The following is a 19,663-nucleotide window of genomic DNA, read 5'->3' as shown; positions in this document are numbered from 1 at the left end:
CGAGCGTTATTTCATTGTTGGATACAGCGGCACATAGCCCACATCTTCCACCAGACTCTGTCCCTGCGGCGTTAAAAACCATTCGACCAGTTTTTGTGTTTCTGACGTAGTATTTTCCCGCGTTACCATAAAGGCATCGATGATATACGGATATTTGCCGTTACGAATATTTTCCGCAGTCGGTGCAATACCGTTAATCGCTAGCAGTTTTATATTTTTATCGGCATTCATTTGTGTTGCGTAATAGCGGAAGGTGTAGCCTATTGCGTTGTTTGTATTACGGTATTCGGCAACGACTTTAATCATTCCCTCCATCATGCTTGCCACTTCGGTTTCCTGCGGCGAGATCATGCGGACATTTTTCATGACCTGTGATTGCATCACTGTCTGGCTGCCAGAGTCTTCCGGGCGTTGCCAGGTCTGGATCTCCTGATCCTTACCGCCAACCGTGCGCCAGTTGGTAATTTCGCCACTAAAAATGTCACGCACTTGTTGTTCAGTCAGGGAATTAACCGGATTATCCGCATTGACGATGAAAACAAACGCTTCACGGGCAAATGGCGTGTACAGCAAAGTGACGCCCGATTTCTCAGCGCGTTTTTTTTGCCCATCGGAAGGTTGCGCCACGAAAATAATATCGGCATCACCGTTAACGATTTTGTTATATGCTTCTGGCGTACGAGAGTTATCCAGATAATCCCAAACGTGAAAATCCTCTGGTATTACACTTAATGCATAAAATGCAGAGGCATAAATGGGGTACGCCGCCGTAGCGCCATCGAGTCGCGGCCAGTTTTGCGTAAATTGAATTTGTGGTTTACCACGCAGTGGCGTCAGTTGATTATTAAGTTTATCGGGTCGCCAGGCCCAGGTATCAATATTTTCACGCACACCGACGCCGGGATTAAGCTGTTTATATAAATAAGCCTGATAACCAGCGACAATACCCAGTAAGAGAAGAATGAACAGAAGTAAATTACGGCAACGTAGACCGGAGGTGCCGGTTAAAGGGTGTCTGGTCGGCCAGCCGTATCCCAGTGAAAAACTGATATGCGCGCCAACGGGAATAATGACTATCCACCAGTACTCACCACCGACGAATGAGACTGTAAAAACGCCCAACCAGGGAAGCATAAGGTTTGCCAACCAACCGGCTCCCATCTGGCGAAGTTGATAATCTGCCAGATGTAGCGCGATTATCCAGCCAATCAGGGTTAATAGCGCGGGTAAGAGAAAAAAGCATTGTCGCCAGGCGGCTATTTCTCTTTTTTCTGGTGCGCTATCACCAGTCCACACGCGACCAGAGAAAAATATGATTATCGCCCCCAGCGTCAGCATAAAGACGTTGAGTAGAAGATAAATTGTTGGCGTAAAGAGTAAATTGCAAACCTCAAGAATAGCGGCAAGCCCGGCCCCCAGCATGGCAACAACCGCTGCCAAAAATTGCGCCAGTATGGGGATGCCAAAAAAAGTCATTACCAGCGAGGTCAAAATCCATTTTCCGTTTTGCATTATTCTTTCCATTCTTGCTGAATGGCGAAATTATACTCCCCGATAACCCTCGCCCCCTCTGGACACTTTTCCTAAATAAAGGCGAAAAAAAACGGGACCTTTTGGCCCCGTTCTGTTTTTTAGCGAACTTACAATCTCACCGGATCAATATGCCAGATATGATCGGCGTACTCTTTGATCGTACGGTCAGAAGAGAAGTAGCCCATATTGGCAATGTTCAGCATCGCTTTTGCGGTCCACTCTTCCTGACGCTCGTAGAGTTCGTCGACTTTATCCTGACAATCGACATAGCTGCGATAATCCGCCAGTACCTGGTAGTGATCGCCGAAGTTGATCAGCGAATCGACCAGATCGCGATAGCGACCCGGATCTTCCGGACTGAATACACCGCTGCCGATTTGCGTCAGCACCTGATGCAGCTCCTCATCTTTCTCGTAGTATTCACGCGGTTTGTAGCCCTGACGACGCAGTTCTTCCACTTCTTCCGCTGTGTTACCAAAAATAAAGATATTGTCAGCACCGACATGATCCAGCATCTCGACATTCGCACCGTCCAGCGTACCGATGGTCAGCGCGCCGTTAAGCGCAAACTTCATGTTACTGGTGCCGGAAGCTTCCGTCCCCGCCAGTGAAATCTGTTCAGACAGATCGGCCGCCGGAATGATCAACTGCGCCAGGCTAACGCTGTAGTTCGGGATGAACACGACTTTCAGCTTGTCGCCAATCTGCGGATCGTTGTTGATCACTTTCGCTACGTCATTGATCAAATGAATAATGTGCTTCGCCATGTAATAGGCCGAAGCCGCCTTACCGCCAAAAATATTCACGCGCGGTACCCACTTCGCATCCGGGTCGGCCTTGATGCGGTTATAGCGGGTGATCACGTGCAACACATTCATCAATTGACGTTTGTATTCGTGAATACGTTTGATTTGCACATCGAACAGCGCTTTCGGATTTACCACCACATTCAGCTGCTGGGCGATATACTCCGCCAGACGCTTTTTGTTCTCCAGCTTCGCCTGATGCACCGCGTGATTAACCATTGGGAAATCACAGTGTTGTTGCAGCTCATTAAGCAGGCTAAGGTCGGTGCGCCAGTTACGGCCCAGGTGTTCGTCCAACACGGCTGAAAGCGATGGGTTCGCTACCGCCAGCCAGCGACGCGGCGTCACACCGTTGGTGACGTTGGTGAAACGACCCGGGAAGATTTTCGCAAAGTCGGCAAATAGCGATTGCACCATCAGGTTAGAGTGCAGCTCCGATACACCGTTAACTTTGTGGCTCACCACAACCGCCAGCCAGGCCATACGCACACGACGACCGTTGGATTCATCGATGATCGACGCCCGTCCCAGCAGATCGGTATCGTTCGGATACTGTTCCTGCAAAGTTTTCAGGAAATAGTCGTTGATTTCAAAGATGATCTGCAGGTGACGCGGCAGAATTTTACCCAGCATATCGACTGGCCAGGTTTCCAGCGCCTCGCTCATTAGCGTGTGGTTGGTGTAGGAGAAGACCTGACAACACACTTCAAACGCGTCGTCCCAGCTAAATTGGTGCTCATCGATCAGCAGACGCATCATCTCAGGAATCGACAGCACCGGATGGGTATCGTTGAGGTGAATCGCAATTTTATCCGCCAGGTTATCGTAGGTTTTATGCAACTGATAATGGCGGCTTAAAATGTCCTGAATGGTCGAGGAAACCAGGAAGTATTCCTGACGCAGTCGCAGCTCACGCCCAGAGTAGGTGGAGTCGTCCGGATACAGTACGCGAGATACGTTCTCGGAGTGGTTCTTATCTTCCACTGCCGCGAAGTAGTCGCCCTGGTTGAATTTACCGAGGTTAATTTCGCTACTGGCTTGGGCACTCCACAAACGCAACGTGTTGGTCGCGTCGGTGTCGTAACCTGGGATTATCTGATCGTAAGCTACTCCCAGAATCTCTTCGGTTTCAATCCAGCGCGTTTTTTTACCTTCCTGCTGAATGCGACCGCCAAAACGGACTTTATAGCGCGTGTTGTGGCGTTTGAATTCCCACGGGTTACCGTATTCCAGCCAGTAGTCAGGTGACTCTTTCTGGCTACCGTTAACGATGTTCTGCTTGAACATACCGTAGTCATAGCGGATGCCGTAACCGCGCCCCGGCAACCCTAACGTCGCCAGAGAATCAAGGAAGCAAGCCGCCAGACGTCCCAGGCCACCGTTACCGAGGCCCGGGTCATTTTCTTCATCAATCAGCTCTTCGAGATTTAACCCCATCGCTTCCAGTGCGCCCTGTACATCTTCGTAAATTCCTAGCGACAACATGGCGTTGGAAAGCGTACGGCCAATCAAAAACTCCATCGACAGGTAGTAAACCTGACGAGTTTCTTGCGACAACTGGGCACGATTTGAACGTAACCAGCGCTCCACGAGACGATCGCGCACAGCAAATAACGTTGCGTTCAGCCATTCATGTTTATTGGCGACGACCGGGTCCTTTCCAATCGTAAACATCAGCTTGTAAGCGATAGAGTGCTTAAGAGCTTCTACGCTAAGCGTGGGCGATGAATATGTAAACGGAGCATTCATATAGGCGTTTCCTGAAAACTATTTCAAGCGATAGTAAAGCTCACGGTACGACTTCGCCGCGACCTGCCAGCTAAAATCCATTGCCATAGCCTGACGTTGCACAAACCGCCACAGTGAAGGACGGGACCACAGTACAAAAGCACGTCGAATAGCCCGTAATAGCGACCAGGCATTACTATCTTCAAAGACAAACCCACTGGCGACGCCATCTGCAAGGTTCTCAAGAGAACAGTCAGAAACCGTATCAGCAAGCCCACCGGTGCGCCGCACTAACGGCAGCGTACCGTACTTCAATCCATAAAGTTGCGTTAAGCCGCACGGTTCAAAACGGCTGGGCACCAGAATGACGTCCGCGCCGCCCATAATGCGATGCGAAAATGCTTCGTGATAGCCAATCTGAACGCCCACCTGGCCGGGGTATTCCGCTGCCGCCGCAAGGAAACCTTCCTGCAGCACCGGATCGCCCGCGCCGAGTAGCGCCAGCTGCCCGCCCTGCTCCAGAAGGCCCGGTAAGGCTTCCAGCACCAGGTCGAGACCTTTCTGGCTGGTCAGACGGCTCACCACTGCAAAAAGCGGCACTTTATCGTCAACCTTAAGCCCCATTGCGATTTGTAACTGGCGCTTATTTTCCGCTTTATCTTCCAACGTATCGCGGGTGTAACGCGAGGCCAACAGTAAGTCCGTCTCTGGACTCCAGATTTTCTCGTCCACGCCGTTCAGTACGCCGGAAAGACGCCCTTCACGGTGACGCTGTTGCAACAGACCTTCCATACCGTAGGCAAACTGCGGTTCGGTGATCTCGCGAGCGTAGGTTGGGCTGACTGCCGTAATGTGATCGGCATAGTACAGACCGGCCTTCAGAAAAGAGATTTGTCCGTTGAATTCCAGCCCATGAATATTAAAGAATGACCATGGCAATTGGATGTCATTCATGTGATGTGCATAAAACATGCCTTGATAGGCCAGGTTGTGCACAGTAAACACCGACTTCGCCGGACGCCCGCGCGCCGCCAGATACGCAGGCGCAAGGCCTGCATGCCAGTCGTGCGCATGCACCACATCAGGACGCCAGAATGGGTCAAGCCCGCTGGCCATTTCTGCCCCAACCCACCCCAGCAGCGCAAAACGCAACACGTTGTCGGTATAGGCAAATAAGTTGGTATCGTGATACGGGCTTCCCGGACGATCATAGAGATGCGGCGCGTCAATCAGGTAAATGCCAACCCCGTTGTAATGACCGAACAACAGCGTGATATGTCCGGCGAAGGTATCACGACGGGATACTACCTGCGCATCGGTCACGCCACGGCGAATATCGGGAAATGCAGGCAACAGTACGCGAGCGTCAACGCCGTCTGCGATTTGTGCTGCGGGTAATGCCCCAATAACATCAGCCAGACCGCCGGTTTTAAGCAGCGGGAACATCTCTGAACATACATGTAAAACCTGCATTATCGCTCCTGTTTATGCCCTAACTTCCGTAGCATTTCGCGCGTTACCAGCACGATGCCTTCTTCTGAACGATAGAAACGACGTGCATCTTCCTCTGCGTTTTCACCAATCACCATGCCTTCCGGAATAACACAAGCACGATCGATGACGCAGCGGCGCAGACGGCACGAGCGACCTACCCATACTTCCGGTAACAATACGGCGGAATCAATGTTGCAGAATGAATTCACGCGAACGCGCGAGAACAGAACGGACTGCACCACCACCGAACCGGAGATCACACAACCGCCGGATACCAGTGAGTTAAGGGTCATCCCGTGGCTACCGGAGCGATCCTGCACGAATTTCGCTGGCGGTAATGATTCATTGTAGGTGCGAATTGGCCAATTGCGATCGTACATATCCAGTTCCGGCACCACAGAGGCCAGATCGAGGTTCGCTTTCCAGTAAGCTTCCAGCGTACCCACATCGCGCCAGTACGGCTCGGCATCCGGGTCGGATTGTACGCAAGAGAGCGGGAACGGGTGCGCATAGGCCAGACCGGCTTCGGTGATCTTGGGAATCAAATCTTTGCCAAAGTCGTGGCTGGAGTTCTCATCGCGATCGTCTTCTTCCAGCAGTTCATACAGATAGTCGGCGTCAAAGACGTAAATACCCATACTCGCCAGAGATTTGCTCGGATCGTTCGGCATTGACGGCGGGTTAGCTGGTTTTTCAACGAATTCGATAATTTTATCGTTCTCATCAACCGCCATAACGCCAAATGCGGAGGCTTCTTCAATCGGTACTGGCATACAAGCAACGGTGCAACGTGCGCCTTTTTCGACGTGGTCGATAAGCATACGCGAGTAGTCTTGCTTGTAGATATGGTCGCCCGCCAGGATCACCACGTATTCCGCTTTATAACGGCGGATAATGTCGAGGTTTTGGGTAACTGCATCTGCGGTGCCGCGATACCAGTTTTCCCCTTTCATTCTCTGCTGTGCTGGCAGCAGATCGACAAACTCGTTCATTTCTTCATTGAAGAATGACCAGCCGCGCTGAATGTGCTGCACCAGAGTGTGGGACTGGTACTGGGTGATCACGCCCATACGACGGATCCCGGAGTTGATGCAGTTAGACAGCGCAAAGTCGATAATGCGGAACTTACCGCCGAAGTGTACGGCCGGTTTTGCTCGCTTATTGGTTAAATCCTTCAGGCGGGTACCACGTCCTCCCGCCAGTATCAGGGCAACAGATTTCAATGGCAGCTGGCGCGCCAACATTAAGTGATCGTTCTTCTCTAAACTAACCATGACTAACTCCTTTTTTATCATCTCTGGAACACACACAATCCGTGTGCAGGTCCCTGCCAGACAGCCGTAATCACTGGGTTATCCTCTCCAGCGAATGGGGGAATGGCGTGCCACTCCCCAGCAGGTAAAACAATCTCTGTTACCTCAAGCGTGGCGTTAATTGCGATCAAAAAGCGATCCGAAAGCAGAATTTGCAGCTGTTTCGGCCCGTTTTGCCACTCATCCGTGCTTAAAGGTTGAGCATATCGATTTAGCCAACGGACATTGCCGTCGCCTTCTTCCCACCAGCGATTCTCCATCAAAGCGGGAATGCGCTTGCGCAGATGGATTAACGCGGCGGTAAATGCGGTTAAACCACTGCTTGCCTGCGACCAGTCCAACCAGGTTAATTGGTTATCCTGACAGTAGGCATTGTTATTGCCATGCTGGCTGTGACCATGTTCGTCACCGGCCAGTAACATCGGCGTACCCTGGGAGAGCAACAACGTTGTTAACAGGGCGTGAATGCTGTCGCGCCGCCGTTCAACCAGATCAAGAGTACCGCCTAACCCTTCTTTACCATGATTGTTACTGTAATTGTTGTTGGTCCCGTCGCGATTTTCTTCTCCGTTTGCTTCATTGTGTTTATGGTTGAAGCAAACGCAGTCGCGAAGCGTAAAACCGTCATGCGCGGTGACGAGATTAATCGCGGCACTCGGCAGACGACCATTACGTTTAAAAACATCGCTGGAGGCAGCAAAACGCCCGGCAAACGCCCCCAGAGGCAAATCATAATGCAGCCAGAAACGACGGGCAGCATCGCGGAAATGATCGTTCCACTCAGCAAACAGTGGCGGGAAATTTCCCACCTGATAACCACCAGGCGCAATATCCCACGGTTCAGCAATTAACTTCACCTGTGAGAGCACGGGGCAGTTCTGGATAGCGGTAAACAACGGCGCATCCTGACGGAACTCTGGCGTACGGCCCATGACTGCCGCCAGATCAAAGCGGAAACCATCGACGTGGCAGGTTTCTACCCAATAACGCAGGCAAGCGCTGGCATAATCCACTACCGCCGGATGACTCAAATTGAGCGTGTTGCCACAACCGGTCCAGTTGTGATAATCGCCGTCTTCTCTTATCCAATAATAGCTACGGTTGTCGATCCCACGCAGAGAGAATAACGGGCCGTCGAGGTCCAGTTCCGCGCTATGGTTGAGCACGATATCAAGAATGACTTCGATACCCGCTTTATGCAGTGCTTTGATTGCATCGCGAAACTCATGCAGCGCCGTTTCTGGGGAGCAGGCATACGCCGGATGCAGCGCAAACATCGCCACCGGGTTGTAACCCCAGTAGTTACTTAGCCCCATGCGTTGCAGACGTGGTTCACTGGCAAACTGCGCCACCGGCAGCAGTTCCAGCGCGGTAATGCCCAACTGTTTCAAATAGTTGATCATCACCGGATGCCCCAGGGCTTTATAAGTGCCACGGATCTCGACCGGGATCTCCGGGTGCAGGTACGTTAATCCTTTGACATGGGCTTCATAAATGATGGTGCTGCCCCACGGCGTGCGCGGCGGGGCATCATCTTCCCAGTCATAGTGATCAACCACCACTACGCATTTCGGCGCAATGGCGGCGTTGTCGCGATAGTCAGGTTCATTATGACCGGCGTGCAGCAGCGGGTTATCTTTAAACTCCCCGTCAATTTGCCGCGCGCAAGGATCAATCAACAACTTCGCCGGGTTAAAGCGATGCCCCTCGGCGGGTTGCCAGGGGCCATGAACGCGATAACCATAACGCAAACCCGGACGCGCATCCGGCAGATAACCGTGCCAAATGTCGCCACTGTGCCCTGGCAAGTCATAGCGATGTTCCTGGCCATTGGCGTCAAAGATACACAGTTCTACCCGCTCGGCATGAGCGGAGAAAAGTGTGAAGTTGACGCCCTGACCGTCGTAATGCGCGCCGAGGGGTGCGGGTTTGCCAATGGCGAGTTGTGTCATTCTGCCTCCCGAACCAGCCAGATAGTGGCCAGCGGTGGTAGTGTCAGGCTTAGTGAATGCTGACGACCGTGGCTGGCAATCTCATCGCTGTGTACCGTGCCGCCATTGCCGGCATTACTGCCGTGATAGTGCATGGAATCGGTATTGAGGATTTCACGCCATTTGCCCGGCTGGTTAATGCCGAAGCGATAATCATGACGCGGCACCGGAGTAAAGTTACTGGCAACGATGATTTCGTTACCCTCTTTATCGCGACGCACAAAGATCAGCACCGAGCGTTCTTTGTCATCCACCACCAGCCATTCAAAGCCGTACGGGTCAAAATCCAGTTCATGCATTGCTTTATGGTGGCGGTAGGTGAGGTTCAGATCGCGCACCAGACGCTGGACACCGTGGTGCCAGTTATCGCCGCCTTCCAACAGATGCCAGTCGAGGCTGGCGTCATGGTTCCACTCGCGGCCCTGGGCAAATTCGTTCCCCATGAACAGCAATTTCTTGCCCGGGAATGCCCACATCCAGCCGTAGTAGGCGCGCAGGTTAGCGAATTTCTGCCATGCGTCGCCCGGCATCCGATCGAGAATCGATTTTTTACCGTGGACCACTTCATCATGCGACAACGGCAGGACGAAGTTTTCAGTGTAGTTGTAGAGCATCCCGAAGGTCAGTTTATCGTGATGATACTGACGATAAACCGGGTCGAGCTTCATGTAGTCCAGGGTGTCATGCATCCAGCCGAGGTTCCACTTGTACCAGAAGCCCAGACCGCCCATGTCCTGCGGACGAGAAACGCCAGGGAAATCGGTAGACTCCTCCGCCATTGTCACCGCACCGGAAACCTGCTCACCAAGAATACGGTTGGTATTACGCAAGAATTCAATCGCTTCAAGATTCTCGCGCCCGCCAAATTCGTTCGGGATCCACTCCCCCTCTTTACGGCTGTAGTCGCGATAAATCATTGACGCCACCGCATCGACGCGCAGCGCATCAATACCAAAACGTTCGATCCAGTAAAGCGCGTTACCGACAAGGAAGTTACTAACTTCACGGCGACCATAGTTGTAGATCAGCGTGTTCCAGTCCTGATGATAGCCTTCGCGCGGATCGCTGTGTTCATACAAGTTCGTGCCATCAAATTCGGCAAGCGCAAAGTCATCGGTCGGGAAGTGGCCTGGCACCCAGTCGAGAATCACGTTCAGACCAGCTGCGTGTGCGGCATCAATGAAATAACGGAAGTCGTCGCGGGTACCAAAACGGCGGGTCGGTGCATACAGGCCGGTTGGCTGATAACCCCAACTGCCATCGAAGGGATGCTCGTTAATGGGCAGTAGCTCGAGATGGGTAAAGCCCATCCATTTAGCATAAGGCACCAGTTGATCGGCCAGCTCGCGGTAGCTCAACCAGAAATTGTTGTCGGTGTGGCGACGCCAGGAGCCCAGGTGAACTTCATAAATAGAGATTGGCGCATCAAACTGATTCGCTTTTTTGCGCTCTTCAGTCTGCACAACCTTTTCCGGCAGCCCGCAAATAAGAGACGCGGTTTCCGGGCGCATTTGCGCTTCGAAGGCATAAGGGTCGGACTTCAGACGCAAGTTGCCATTGGCATCAATCATCTCATATTTATAGAGCTGACCGTTATGCGCCCCAGGGATAAACAGTTCCCAGATGCCGCTCTCTTTACGCAGGCGCATCGGATGACGGCGACCGTCCCAGTAGTTGAATTGCCCAACCACCGAGACCCGACGGGCGTTTGGAGCCCAGACAGAAAAACGCGTACCTGTGACGCCATCCATAGTATCTGCATGCGCGCCTAAGGTTTCATACGGGCGCAGGTGAGTACCTTCAGATAATAGCCAGGCATCCATTTCCTGGATTAGCGGACCAAAACGGTAAGGATCATCTATCAGGTTTTGCTGACCATGCCAGACAACAGCCAGTTGATAGCGGAAAAAATTCTTACGTCGCGGAATGACACCGCTAAAGAATCCACGGGAGTCGAGACACTCCAGTTTTGCGAGTTTGCGCCCGGTTTTCGGTTCAATCACCCACACATCGGTAGCGTCGGGTAAAAGGGCACGGACTTCCAGTCCCGCGGTGGTTTTATGCATCCCCAGTACGGAAAAAGGATCCGCAAAATGGCCTGCAATTAGCGCGTTAATCACGTCTCTATCGATACGATCGGACATGCTTGTCTTCCTGTTTTATTGTGTCACCCCATCCAACTGAATTTTTGACTTCTGGTTGTGACATTTTTTTGACCTGAACGGCGCAGCACTCTGTGCATCCTCTCTGCGTCGTCCTCACTTCAGGTAAGGCTGTGAATACTCGTGTATTCCGCCACCCTTAAAGAATAGCCAATGCTCTATTTAACTCCCGGTAAATCATGAAACATCTGCGCTTACTCCTGTATTACGCACTAGCAGGGGCGGCATCGCGCCCCAGATTTAATGAATAAAGATTACGCCAGTTGACGAAGCATCCGACGCAGCGGCTCCGCGGCCCCCCACAGCAGCTGGTCGCCTACGGTAAAGGCTGACAGGAACTCCGGTCCCATATTCAGCTTACGCAGACGGCCTACCGGCGTGGTCAGCGTGCCGGTAACGGCAGCTGGGGTTAGCTCACGCATAGTGATTTCCCGATCGTTTGGAACAACTTTCGCCCACGGATTGTGCGCAGCCAGCAGTTCTTCCACGGTCGGAATAGACACATCTTTTTTCAATTTAATAGTGAATGCCTGGCTGTGGCAGCGCAATGCCCCGACACGCACACATAAACCATCTACCGGAATTACGGAAGATGTGTTGAGGATCTTGTTGGTTTCCGCCTGCCCTTTCCACTCTTCGCGGCTCTGACCGTTATCAAGCTGTTTGTCGATCCACGGAATCAGGCTACCCGCCAGCGGCACGCCAAAGTTATCTACCGGCAGCTCACCGCTACGGGTTAAGGTTGTGACTTTGCGTTCGATATCGAGAATAGCAGAGGACGGGGTCGCGAGTTCATCTGCCACATGGCCATACAGATGGCCCATCTGGGTTAATAACTCACGCATATGTCGCGCACCACCGCCGGAAGCGGCCTGGTAGGTTGCAACGGACACCCAATCAACAAGATCATTGGCGAATAAACCACCCAACGACATCAACATCAGGCTTACGGTACAGTTACCGCCAACAAAAGTCCTGATGCCATTATTTAATCCGTCGGTAATGACGTCCTGATTGACGGGGTCAAGAATGATGATGGCGTCATCTTTCATGCGCAGAGATGATGCTGCGTCAATCCAGTAACCTTGCCATCCGCTTTCACGAAGCTTTGGATAGATTTCGTTGGTATAATCGCCGCCCTGACAGGTCACAATGATATCGAGGGCCTTTAGCGCCTCCAGATCAAAGGCATCCTGAAGTGTGTCAGTGGTTCCGCCAAAAGACGGCGCAGCCTGACCAAGCTGAGAAGTAGAAAAGAAGACAGGGCGAATGGCGTCGAAGTCGCGCTCTTCAACCATGCGTTGCATGAGAACGGAGCCGACCATACCGCGCCAGCCGATAAAACCAACATTTTTCATAAGCGTTTTTTCCTGCAAAGATGTGTGCTGTATAAATGTGCCGGTCTCCTCCTGGCACATCTTTCACCATACAAAAAGCAGCCAAAGTCGCAAGTGAAATTAATCAATGATAGCGAAGCCATCAGTAATGCGACTTATCCTGCTTTGTTAGCACGCAGAAAGTCCGCGGCAATTATCAGGGAATTTGAGTTATGAATGAAATCATTTCTGCAGCAGTTTTATTGATCCTGATTATGGATCCGCTCGGAAACCTACCTATTTTCATGTCCGTACTGAAACATACTGAACCGAAAAGACGGCGGGCAATCATGGTGCGGGAGTTGCTTATTGCTCTCCTGGTGATGCTGGTGTTCCTGTTTGCGGGTGAGAAAATTCTGGCATTTCTCAGCCTGCGAGCAGAAACCGTCTCCATTTCTGGCGGCATCATTCTGTTTCTGATCGCCATTAAGATGATTTTCCCCAGCGCTTCAGGAAATAGCAGCGGGCTTCCGGCAGGTGAAGAGCCGTTTATCGTGCCGTTGGCAATTCCGTTAGTCGCCGGGCCGACTATTCTCGCCACGCTGATGTTGTTGTCTCATCAGTACCCGAATCAGATGGGACATCTGGTAATTGCTCTGCTGCTGGCCTGGGGTGGCACCTTTGTTATCCTGCTACAGTCTTCGCTATTTTTACGTCTGCTGGGCGAGAAAGGGGTGAATGCACTTGAACGCCTGATGGGATTGATTCTGGTGATGATGGCAACCCAGATGTTCCTCGACGGCATTCGAATGTGGATGAAAGGGTAAGGTTCAAACAGGTGCTGCACACAACCAGAGGCGGCACCTGTTTTATTACCTGAACTGATAATGACCTTCGCCCAATCGGATAACCCTTCCCTCTTCTTCTGCGCGGTTCAGCCACACACTAATTTGTTCGATGGTTAAACCAGTACAAGACGCCAGCCTTTCAATACTTATCGATTCCTTTGCAAGGATCGCCAGTTCCGCCACAAAAAGTTGATAAAAATCGACAGGGGTATGCGAGGGCATCACTGCGTAATTTGCGTCATCTTCGTGCAGCGAAAACAATTCTGGTTGAGCGTTACGGAGTGCTCTGTCATACATCAGCCCAGGAACGTCTGGCAGTCTGATCGTCACATTCTCAGCCTGTTCAGCACTCCATGACGCCCCATTTTCTACTAATCGTGAATTGGCTGATTGCACATCCTGATTTGGTTTAACCTGCACAGGCAGCCACTGATGTTTTAACGCCTCCATCGCTCCGGTTATCGTTCCACCGGTCATTCCCGCACGTACAACCATTGCGCTTTCAGCAAGGCAATAAATATATTTATTTCGCGCCATCGCATTGCCGACGGTGAAACGTACCTCTGGGTAAAACGGCGAAATCAACACCAGGTTGCCTGCTATAAGCCCTTCACGCCATTTCACTAACGTACTCGTTTTTAACAAGCTATCAGCTAATACGCCAACGGCAGTTCCCCCGGCCTCCAGTGCCGACGCCATTGCACATTCATCAATACCTCGCGCACCACCAGAGATAACGCAAATCCCCTGTTGGGCCAGTTTCGCTGCCAGTTGTTGGGTATAGCGCAAATCGGCAGTCGGAGCATCTCGCGAGCCAACAATCGCCATACCTTCCGCTTGCAGTAATGCTTTATTCCCGCAGCCAAATAAAACGGGAGGTGCATCCGTTCGCAATCGGTTTTTCAAGCGAACGGGATAATCGGCATCTCCGCGGGTTAAGATCCATAAACCGGCGCGTTGCCACTTATCTACCGCCAACGCCAGACTATGGCCACGCGCCAGCAAGCCAAGAATACGCTCCTGAGAAATACGCGGATCGCTCCAGCCTGTAAGTTTCTCTTGCGGTTGCGGCACCAGAAGATCGGCGGGACTGATACGTTGGTGCTTCAGCCATAATGCAAACTTCCCCCATTCACTATTACTAAGAGGTTTATACTCACTCGCCGCCGCGCGAGAAAAATCGCTGGTTAGCAGGAGGGTCGCTTGTGCATTGGCTGAAAGATTCATCAATTTTTTACCGAGGTAGAAGCAAGGGCAAGAGGATAAACCGTCGGGCAACCTGCCTTGCGTAACAGTGCTGTCAGAACTGTCAGCGTCCATGCAGAATCCACGATATCGTCAACCAGCAACGCCGGACCTGGCATCAAAGGAGGGGTAATCACAAACGCCCCGTCGAGATTTTGACACTGGTGAAAACGGTTTTGCTGCATTTTCTGCGGTGGATTGTCCACGACTTTTTCAATGGCATCAATAAAAGGTAAGCCAAGTTTCGCCGCCAGTCGCCGGGCAAAATCAGGAACCAGGTCGAGGTGCCTTAATGAAGGAACGCAGCATACCCAGGTTGGTTCAGGATGCGGATTCCAGCGTTGGCAAACCATTTCCGCACATGCTTCTACCAGCTCATCACTTAAGCGCCCCGTTTTTTTCTCCTGTGCTACCTGCTTTCCCCACCCGGAATCTCCCCAACGAGAAAGGATTCGCCCCGTAGATCCTTGTAAACCCGCAGGCAAGTTCCCTTTAAATCCGTATTGCGTAAAAGCCCCAGCTGCCACCTGTTTATTGAGATTTAACGGCAGGTCAGCGTGTTTAATAAATAAATTTGCCGCATGGAGTAAGCCGCTATCAATGTCGGGCGACAATAACGGATGTTGAAGACAACTGCTACATTTACCACAACGTTCGGCACTTGGCTCATCGAGTGCACGGCGCAGAAATTGCATTTTGCACTCCTTGGTCGTGATATAGCTTTCAACGTCTGCCAGCTCACTTTTTCTCTGATTCATCAAATGGTTAATTCGTTCATGATCAGGAGAAAAACTGACGATAGTTCTGCGCCATAATTTCTCGGTATACACCACAGGCGATGGATTTTCCGCTACCAATAATTTCAGTGCTTTTTCTATTTGCCCATAACGAAGATTCGTCCGTTGTTCAATGCCTCGTAGGGTAAGACCGTCATTCTCGCTAAGTACGTTGAGTATTTCATGAATTTGCGCCTCCGCAGGAAAGGCGCTTTCACGGAAGAATTGATGAATAGCGCGGTCTTCACCACCACAAAGCAATATGCCAACTGCGGAATCTATAGCACGCCCGGCACGCCCCACCTGTTGGTAGTAACCGACAATAGACCCCGGCATCTGATAATGAATGACGAAACCTAAATCAGGTTTATCAAACCCCATACCTAATGCCGTCGTCGCGACCAGCACTTTGATTTTATTTGCCAGCAGTGCCTGCTCCAGATATTCCCTGGCAGTATTAGAATCTTCCGCGCCTTCACAAGTCACGCCGCTGTAGTAAGCAAATGCACTGATACCATTTTTCCTTAACCACTCGGCGACAAGTTCAGCATCGCGAGTCGTCAGGGTATAAACAATTCCCGATTTGGAAAACTGAGGGATAACCGTTGCTAACCATGCCAGACGGGATGACTGTTCTCCTAAGACTAAGGCATCAAGCGCCAAACTTTCGCGAGCCAGCGTTCCACGCTGAATCACAATGTCACCCAATTGCTGACGGATATCCTCAACAACACGGTTATTCGCTGTCGCGGTTGTACCCAGAACAGGGGTATTCGCAGGCAGTTGGCGCAAAATATCTAATATACGTCGGTAATCCGGGCGAAAATCGTGGCCCCAATCAGAGATGCAGTGCGCCTCGTCGACCACAAGCAAGCCAATACGATCGGCTATAGGATATAAAACCGTTTCGATAAAGTCCTGGTTTGCCAAACGTTCCGGGGAAACCAGCAAGCAATCGACCTCACCTTGCAGCAACTTATCGCTAATGCGCTGCCATTCTTCCCTGTTTGTAGAATTCAACGTTTCAGCCGTAATACCTAACCGTTCAGCGGCGGCAACCTGGTTACGCATCAGGGCAAGCAAAGGAGAGATGATAATTGTCGGGCCAGCGCCGCGATCGCGGAAGATTTTACTGGCGATGAAGTACACGGCACTTTTCCCCCAGCCGGTGCGCTGTACAACCAGCAGTTTTCGCCGCTGATTAACCACTGCATCTATGGCTTCCCATTGCCCTTCCCTGAAAGTAGCGGTGGTATTTCCTAACATCCGCTGTAAAAGCAATTCAGCTCCGTGCTTTTCCATCTTTATCTCCTGCGATCTTTAGGCAGTGATTAGAACGGATTATTAGCAGGTAAATTTGCGAGAGAGATCAAAAAGATGAAGAGAGGAGATAAGAGAAATGAATTACTGCGAGCAAGCTCGCAGTAATTTGTCGCAGTAATTAACTCAACAGCTGGAACGCAATCATCCCAACGATGGCACCAACAGTGCCGAGGATGGTTTCCATCATGGTCCAGGTTTTAAGCGTTTCGGCTTCGGTCGCGCCGGTAAATTTACCGAACAACCAGAAACCCGCGTCGTTAACGTGGCTGACAACAATCGAACCACCGGCGATACAAATCGACAGCGCCGCCATTTGCGCACCGGAGTAGTTCAGTTGTTCAATGACCGGCATTACCAGTCCCACCGCCGTTAAACAGGCAACAGTGGCAGAACCCTGAATGATGCGCACTGCAGCTGCCAGCACGAAGCAGGTGATGGCAATCGGCAGGCCCATGCCGGTTAACGCTTCGCCCAGTGCCGGACCGACACCAGAGTCAACCAGCACCTGTTTGAACACGCCGCCTGCACCAATCACCAGCAGAATGATCCCCGCCGGTTGCAGCGCGTGACCACAAATCTCCATCACTTTGTCTTTTGGCATACCCTGACGCATTGCCAGGCCATAAATTGCTACCAGACAAGCAACCAGAATCGCGGTAAACGGATGGCCGATAAACTCGAACCATTCGTAAGCGGTAGAGCCTTCTGGCACAAAACGCGCGGCAATGGTTTTCAGCCCCACCAGCACCAGTGGCAACAGGATCAGCGACAGGCTGAATCCGAAGGACGGCATTTTGCCTTCACCGAGATGTGGTTCGCTGATGTCGTCAGGAATATGCAGCTCCACGTAGCGGCTGATGAAATTACCCCACAGCGGCCCGGCAATAATCATTCCCGGAATTGCCGCACACAGGCCAATCAGGATCATCCAGCCAAAGTCGGCGTTCATCTGCGATGCCAGCAGCATTGGCGCTGGTCCAGGCACCAGGAACGCAGCCGCGGCCGCCACGCCTGCGAATAATGGGATTACCAGCTTCACCAGGTTCGTACCGGTGTGGCGCGCCATTGAGAAAGCAACGCTAATCAGCAGAACAATCGCCACTTCAAAGAACAGCGGTAGCGCACAGACCAGCCCCGCAAGGCCGATGGCATAATGCGCGCGGCTGTGACCGAAGGATTTGAGCATTTTGACGGCAATCTGATCGACTGCGCCGGTTTCATGTAAGATCTTGCCAAACATGGCTCCCAGGGCGACAACCACCGCCAGAAAGCCGAGGGTGCCTCCCATCCCTTTTTCCATCGTCGCTGCGATTTTATCGAGCGGCATACCGGAAAAAAGGCCAGCCCCCATGGACACCACCATCAAAGCCAGGAAAGCGTGCATACGCGCCTTCATGACTAAAAACAGCAGCAGTAAAACAGACCCTACTGCTGTTAAAACAAGCGTTAATGTAGTCACTACTTATTTGCCTTTTTTAATAACCTCAATGGTGCTTGCCACAACACCTTCCAGCGGTTGATCGATATCTACCACCAGTACATCGGTTTCGTCCGCACCCGGCTCCTGCAGCGTTTCAAACTGCGTCACCAACATTTGGGTTTTAAAGAAATGGCCTTTGCGCGCTTTCAGGCGGCTTTCAATCACATCAAAATCGCCTTTCAGGTAGATGAAAGAGAGATTCGGATTACCCGCGCGTAGCAGGTCACGATAGTGTTTTTTCAGTGCAGAACAGACAATCAGCGACACTTTATTAGTGCGCTGCATAGCAAACGCGGCGTCGTTCAGCGCCTGCAACCACGGTTTGCGATCGTCGTCATTCAGCGGTTCGCCAGACGCCATTTTTTCGATATTGCAGCGCGGATGGAGGAAATCGCCATCAAGAAACGCGGCATGAAGTTGATGCGCCACTTCACTGGCGACCGCAGATTTGCCGCTGCCCGATACGCCCATCAAGACGTAAATGTGGTGATCATGGTTAGTCGTGCTCAAAGTGGTGCCCCCACAATACAAGAATTAAAAATGTTACGGGTAACTGTTATCGGTAACATTGTCCGGCCGGACAATATCAGAAGCAATATCCATCCGTGCCTTAAATGTATAAGTGTGAGCTACTTCAAATTTGTGGGCTTAAATAGATCCGCCCGGTGACAAGGTGAAACCTAAATCTAACATTTTCGGTGTCACAGATTCGCCACGAATACGCGCCAGCAGGCGTTCAGCGCCAATACTGCCCATCCGCTCACGCGGCGTCAGTACGCTCGCCAACCGTGGTTCCATCACCTGACCAATGTCATGACCATGGAAACCGGCAATCGCCATATCGTCAGGAACTTTTAACCCCAGACGCTGACATTCAAACGCCGCGCCGACCGCCAGATCATCATTAGTACAGAACACGCCATCCAGCTGCGGATATTCCCGCCGCGCCTGGCGAATCAGTTCAATACCGGAAGAGTAAGAAGAAGATTGCTCGACCATCACGCTATACGGCACCAGGCCTGCATCCAGCATCGCCTGTTCGTATCCCTTCTGTTTGATGATAGTACGTTCGTCGAGGCGTGCGCCGAGATAGGCAATGTGACGATGCCCGCGAGCAATAATGGCGGTGGTCATCTGGCGTGCCGCTTCAAAGTTATCAAAACCGACGGCGATATCGAGGCATGGCGACTTGCTGTCCATCAGTTCCACCACTGGAATCCCCGCCACTTCAATCATCTTTAAGGTGCGCGGCGTGTGCGTACGTTCAGTGAGGATCAGGCCGTCGATATTCCAGGAGAGCATGGATTCGAGGCGTTCTTGCTCCATTTCCGGTTTATAACCGTAGTGGGCCAGCATGGTCTGATAACCGTGCGCGTCGGTGACGCTTTCGATTCCGCGTAATACTTCCGCAAAAACCTGGTTGGTGAGAGAAGGTAACAGGACGCCAATCGCCCGGCTGGTGGCGTTAGAGAGGATATCGGGCGCGCGATTGGGAATATAACCCAGTTCATCAAGAGCGGCGGCAATCTTGCCGCGTAGAGCGACGGAAACCTGCTCCGGGTTGCGTAAAAAACGGCTGACCGTCATTTTGGTCACGCCTACACGGTCAGCCACATCCTGAAGTACGGGTCTTTTCTTTTTCATCGTC

At 51.7% G+C, this 19,663-nt stretch carries 13 protein-coding genes; 1 reads left to right on the top strand and 12 read right to left on the bottom strand.

What is annotated here, in order from left to right; translation table 11 throughout:
• Positions 1-6: 6 nt before the first annotated feature.
• The 7 genes from ACJHYW_RS10610 to asd all read right to left on the bottom strand — a co-directional run bounded on the left by ACJHYW_RS10610 (position 7) and on the right by asd (position 12,385).
• Entirely contained in the window at positions 7-1,515 is a 1,509-nt protein-coding gene (locus ACJHYW_RS10610; RefSeq protein ID WP_122992053.1) for a PstS family phosphate ABC transporter substrate-binding protein, read from the bottom strand.
• Between the two features lie 125 nt (positions 1,516-1,640).
• Positions 1,641-4,088, bottom strand: coding sequence for a glycogen phosphorylase (glgP, locus tag ACJHYW_RS10605; RefSeq protein WP_000993450.1), 2,448 nt, complete (start codon positions 4,086-4,088; stop codon positions 1,641-1,643).
• A gap of 18 nt (positions 4,089-4,106) precedes the next feature.
• On the bottom strand, positions 4,107-5,540 hold the full coding sequence (glgA, locus tag ACJHYW_RS10600; protein ID WP_001197646.1) for a glycogen synthase GlgA: 1,434 nt from the start codon (positions 5,538-5,540) through the stop codon (positions 4,107-4,109).
• The gene (gene glgC, locus ACJHYW_RS10595) at positions 5,540-6,835 is read right to left on the bottom strand and encodes a glucose-1-phosphate adenylyltransferase (RefSeq protein ID WP_000253975.1); all 1,296 of its coding nucleotides are present in this window, start codon (positions 6,833-6,835) and stop codon (positions 5,540-5,542) included. Before glgC ends, glgA begins: the two co-directional genes overlap by 1 nt.
• A gap of 17 nt (positions 6,836-6,852) precedes the next feature.
• The gene (glgX, locus tag ACJHYW_RS10590; RefSeq protein WP_000192510.1) at positions 6,853-8,826 is read right to left on the bottom strand and encodes a glycogen debranching protein GlgX; all 1,974 of its coding nucleotides are present in this window, start codon (positions 8,824-8,826) and stop codon (positions 6,853-6,855) included.
• On the bottom strand, positions 8,823-11,009 hold the full coding sequence (gene glgB, locus ACJHYW_RS10585) for a 1,4-alpha-glucan branching enzyme (RefSeq protein ID WP_001283726.1): 2,187 nt from the start codon (positions 11,007-11,009) through the stop codon (positions 8,823-8,825). Before glgB ends, glgX begins: the two co-directional genes overlap by 4 nt.
• Before the next feature lie 272 nt (positions 11,010-11,281).
• Positions 11,282-12,385, bottom strand: a complete 1,104-nt coding sequence (gene asd / locus ACJHYW_RS10580) for an aspartate-semialdehyde dehydrogenase (RefSeq protein WP_000799946.1) — start codon at positions 12,383-12,385, stop codon at positions 11,282-11,284.
• Positions 12,386-12,576: 191 nt separating this feature from the next.
• Here asd and yhgN point away from each other — a divergent pair, with 191 nt between their 5' ends.
• Positions 12,577-13,170, top strand: coding sequence for an NAAT family transporter YhgN (yhgN, locus tag ACJHYW_RS10575; RefSeq protein ID WP_001002544.1), 594 nt, complete (start codon positions 12,577-12,579; stop codon positions 13,168-13,170).
• 45 nt (positions 13,171-13,215) lie between these two features.
• On the opposite strand, the gene ACJHYW_RS10570 is transcribed toward yhgN, so the two are convergent.
• The 5 genes from ACJHYW_RS10570 to gntR all read right to left on the bottom strand — a co-directional run bounded on the left by ACJHYW_RS10570 (position 13,216) and on the right by gntR (position 19,659).
• Positions 13,216-14,511, bottom strand: a complete 1,296-nt coding sequence (locus ACJHYW_RS10570; protein WP_072652752.1) for a DNA-processing protein DprA — start codon at positions 14,509-14,511, stop codon at positions 13,216-13,218.
• A complete protein-coding gene (locus tag ACJHYW_RS10565; protein ID WP_000410855.1) occupies positions 14,418-16,514 on the bottom strand; it encodes a RecQ family ATP-dependent DNA helicase in 2,097 nt (698 codons plus the stop codon). The genes ACJHYW_RS10570 and ACJHYW_RS10565 overlap by 94 nt, the downstream gene beginning before the upstream one ends.
• Positions 16,515-16,653: 139 nt before the next feature.
• Complete coding sequence (gene gntU / locus ACJHYW_RS10560) at positions 16,654-17,994, bottom strand: gluconate transporter (protein WP_000210111.1); 1,341 nt, start codon at positions 17,992-17,994, stop codon at positions 16,654-16,656.
• Positions 17,995-17,997: 3 nt separating this feature from the next.
• Positions 17,998-18,525: a gluconokinase gene (gene gntK, locus ACJHYW_RS10555; RefSeq protein ID WP_000108319.1), complete on the bottom strand. Its 528-nt coding sequence runs from the start codon at positions 18,523-18,525 to the stop codon at positions 17,998-18,000.
• Positions 18,526-18,663: 138 nt separating this feature from the next.
• Positions 18,664-19,659, bottom strand: coding sequence for a gluconate operon transcriptional repressor GntR (gntR, locus tag ACJHYW_RS10550; protein WP_000730252.1), 996 nt, complete (start codon positions 19,657-19,659; stop codon positions 18,664-18,666).
• Between the last annotated feature and the right edge of the window lie 4 nt (positions 19,660-19,663).

This window comes from Escherichia sp. WS3063 (assembly GCF_046486595.1).
Lineage (GTDB): Bacteria > Pseudomonadota > Gammaproteobacteria > Enterobacterales > Enterobacteriaceae > Escherichia > Escherichia coli.
Note: the sequence above shows the minus strand (reverse complement) of the source record. Positions and strands in the feature narration are given on the sequence as shown.

Bases quoted from the DNA above. Each gene is read 5' to 3' on its own strand.
- ACJHYW_RS10565 (WP_000410855.1), bottom strand. From the start codon at position 16,514: ATGGAAAAGCACGGAGCTGAATTGCTTTTACAGCGGATGTTAGGAAAT.
- glgA (WP_001197646.1), bottom strand. From the start codon at position 5,540: ATGCAGGTTTTACATGTATGTTCAGAGATGTTCCCGCTGCTTAAAACC.
- yhgN (WP_001002544.1), top strand. From the start codon at position 12,577: ATGAATGAAATCATTTCTGCAGCAGTTTTATTGATCCTGATTATGGAT.
- asd (WP_000799946.1), bottom strand. From the start codon at position 12,385: ATGAAAAATGTTGGTTTTATCGGCTGGCGCGGTATGGTCGGCTCCGTT.
- glgB (WP_001283726.1), bottom strand. From the start codon at position 11,009: ATGTCCGATCGTATCGATAGAGACGTGATTAACGCGCTAATTGCAGGC.
- glgX (WP_000192510.1), bottom strand. From the start codon at position 8,826: ATGACACAACTCGCCATTGGCAAACCCGCACCCCTCGGCGCGCATTAC.
- glgC (WP_000253975.1), bottom strand. From the start codon at position 6,835: ATGGTTAGTTTAGAGAAGAACGATCACTTAATGTTGGCGCGCCAGCTG.
- ACJHYW_RS10570 (WP_072652752.1), bottom strand. From the start codon at position 14,511: ATGGACGCTGACAGTTCTGACAGCACTGTTACGCAAGGCAGGTTGCCC.
- gntR (WP_000730252.1), bottom strand. From the start codon at position 19,659: ATGAAAAAGAAAAGACCCGTACTTCAGGATGTGGCTGACCGTGTAGGC.
- glgP (WP_000993450.1), bottom strand. From the start codon at position 4,088: ATGAATGCTCCGTTTACATATTCATCGCCCACGCTTAGCGTAGAAGCT.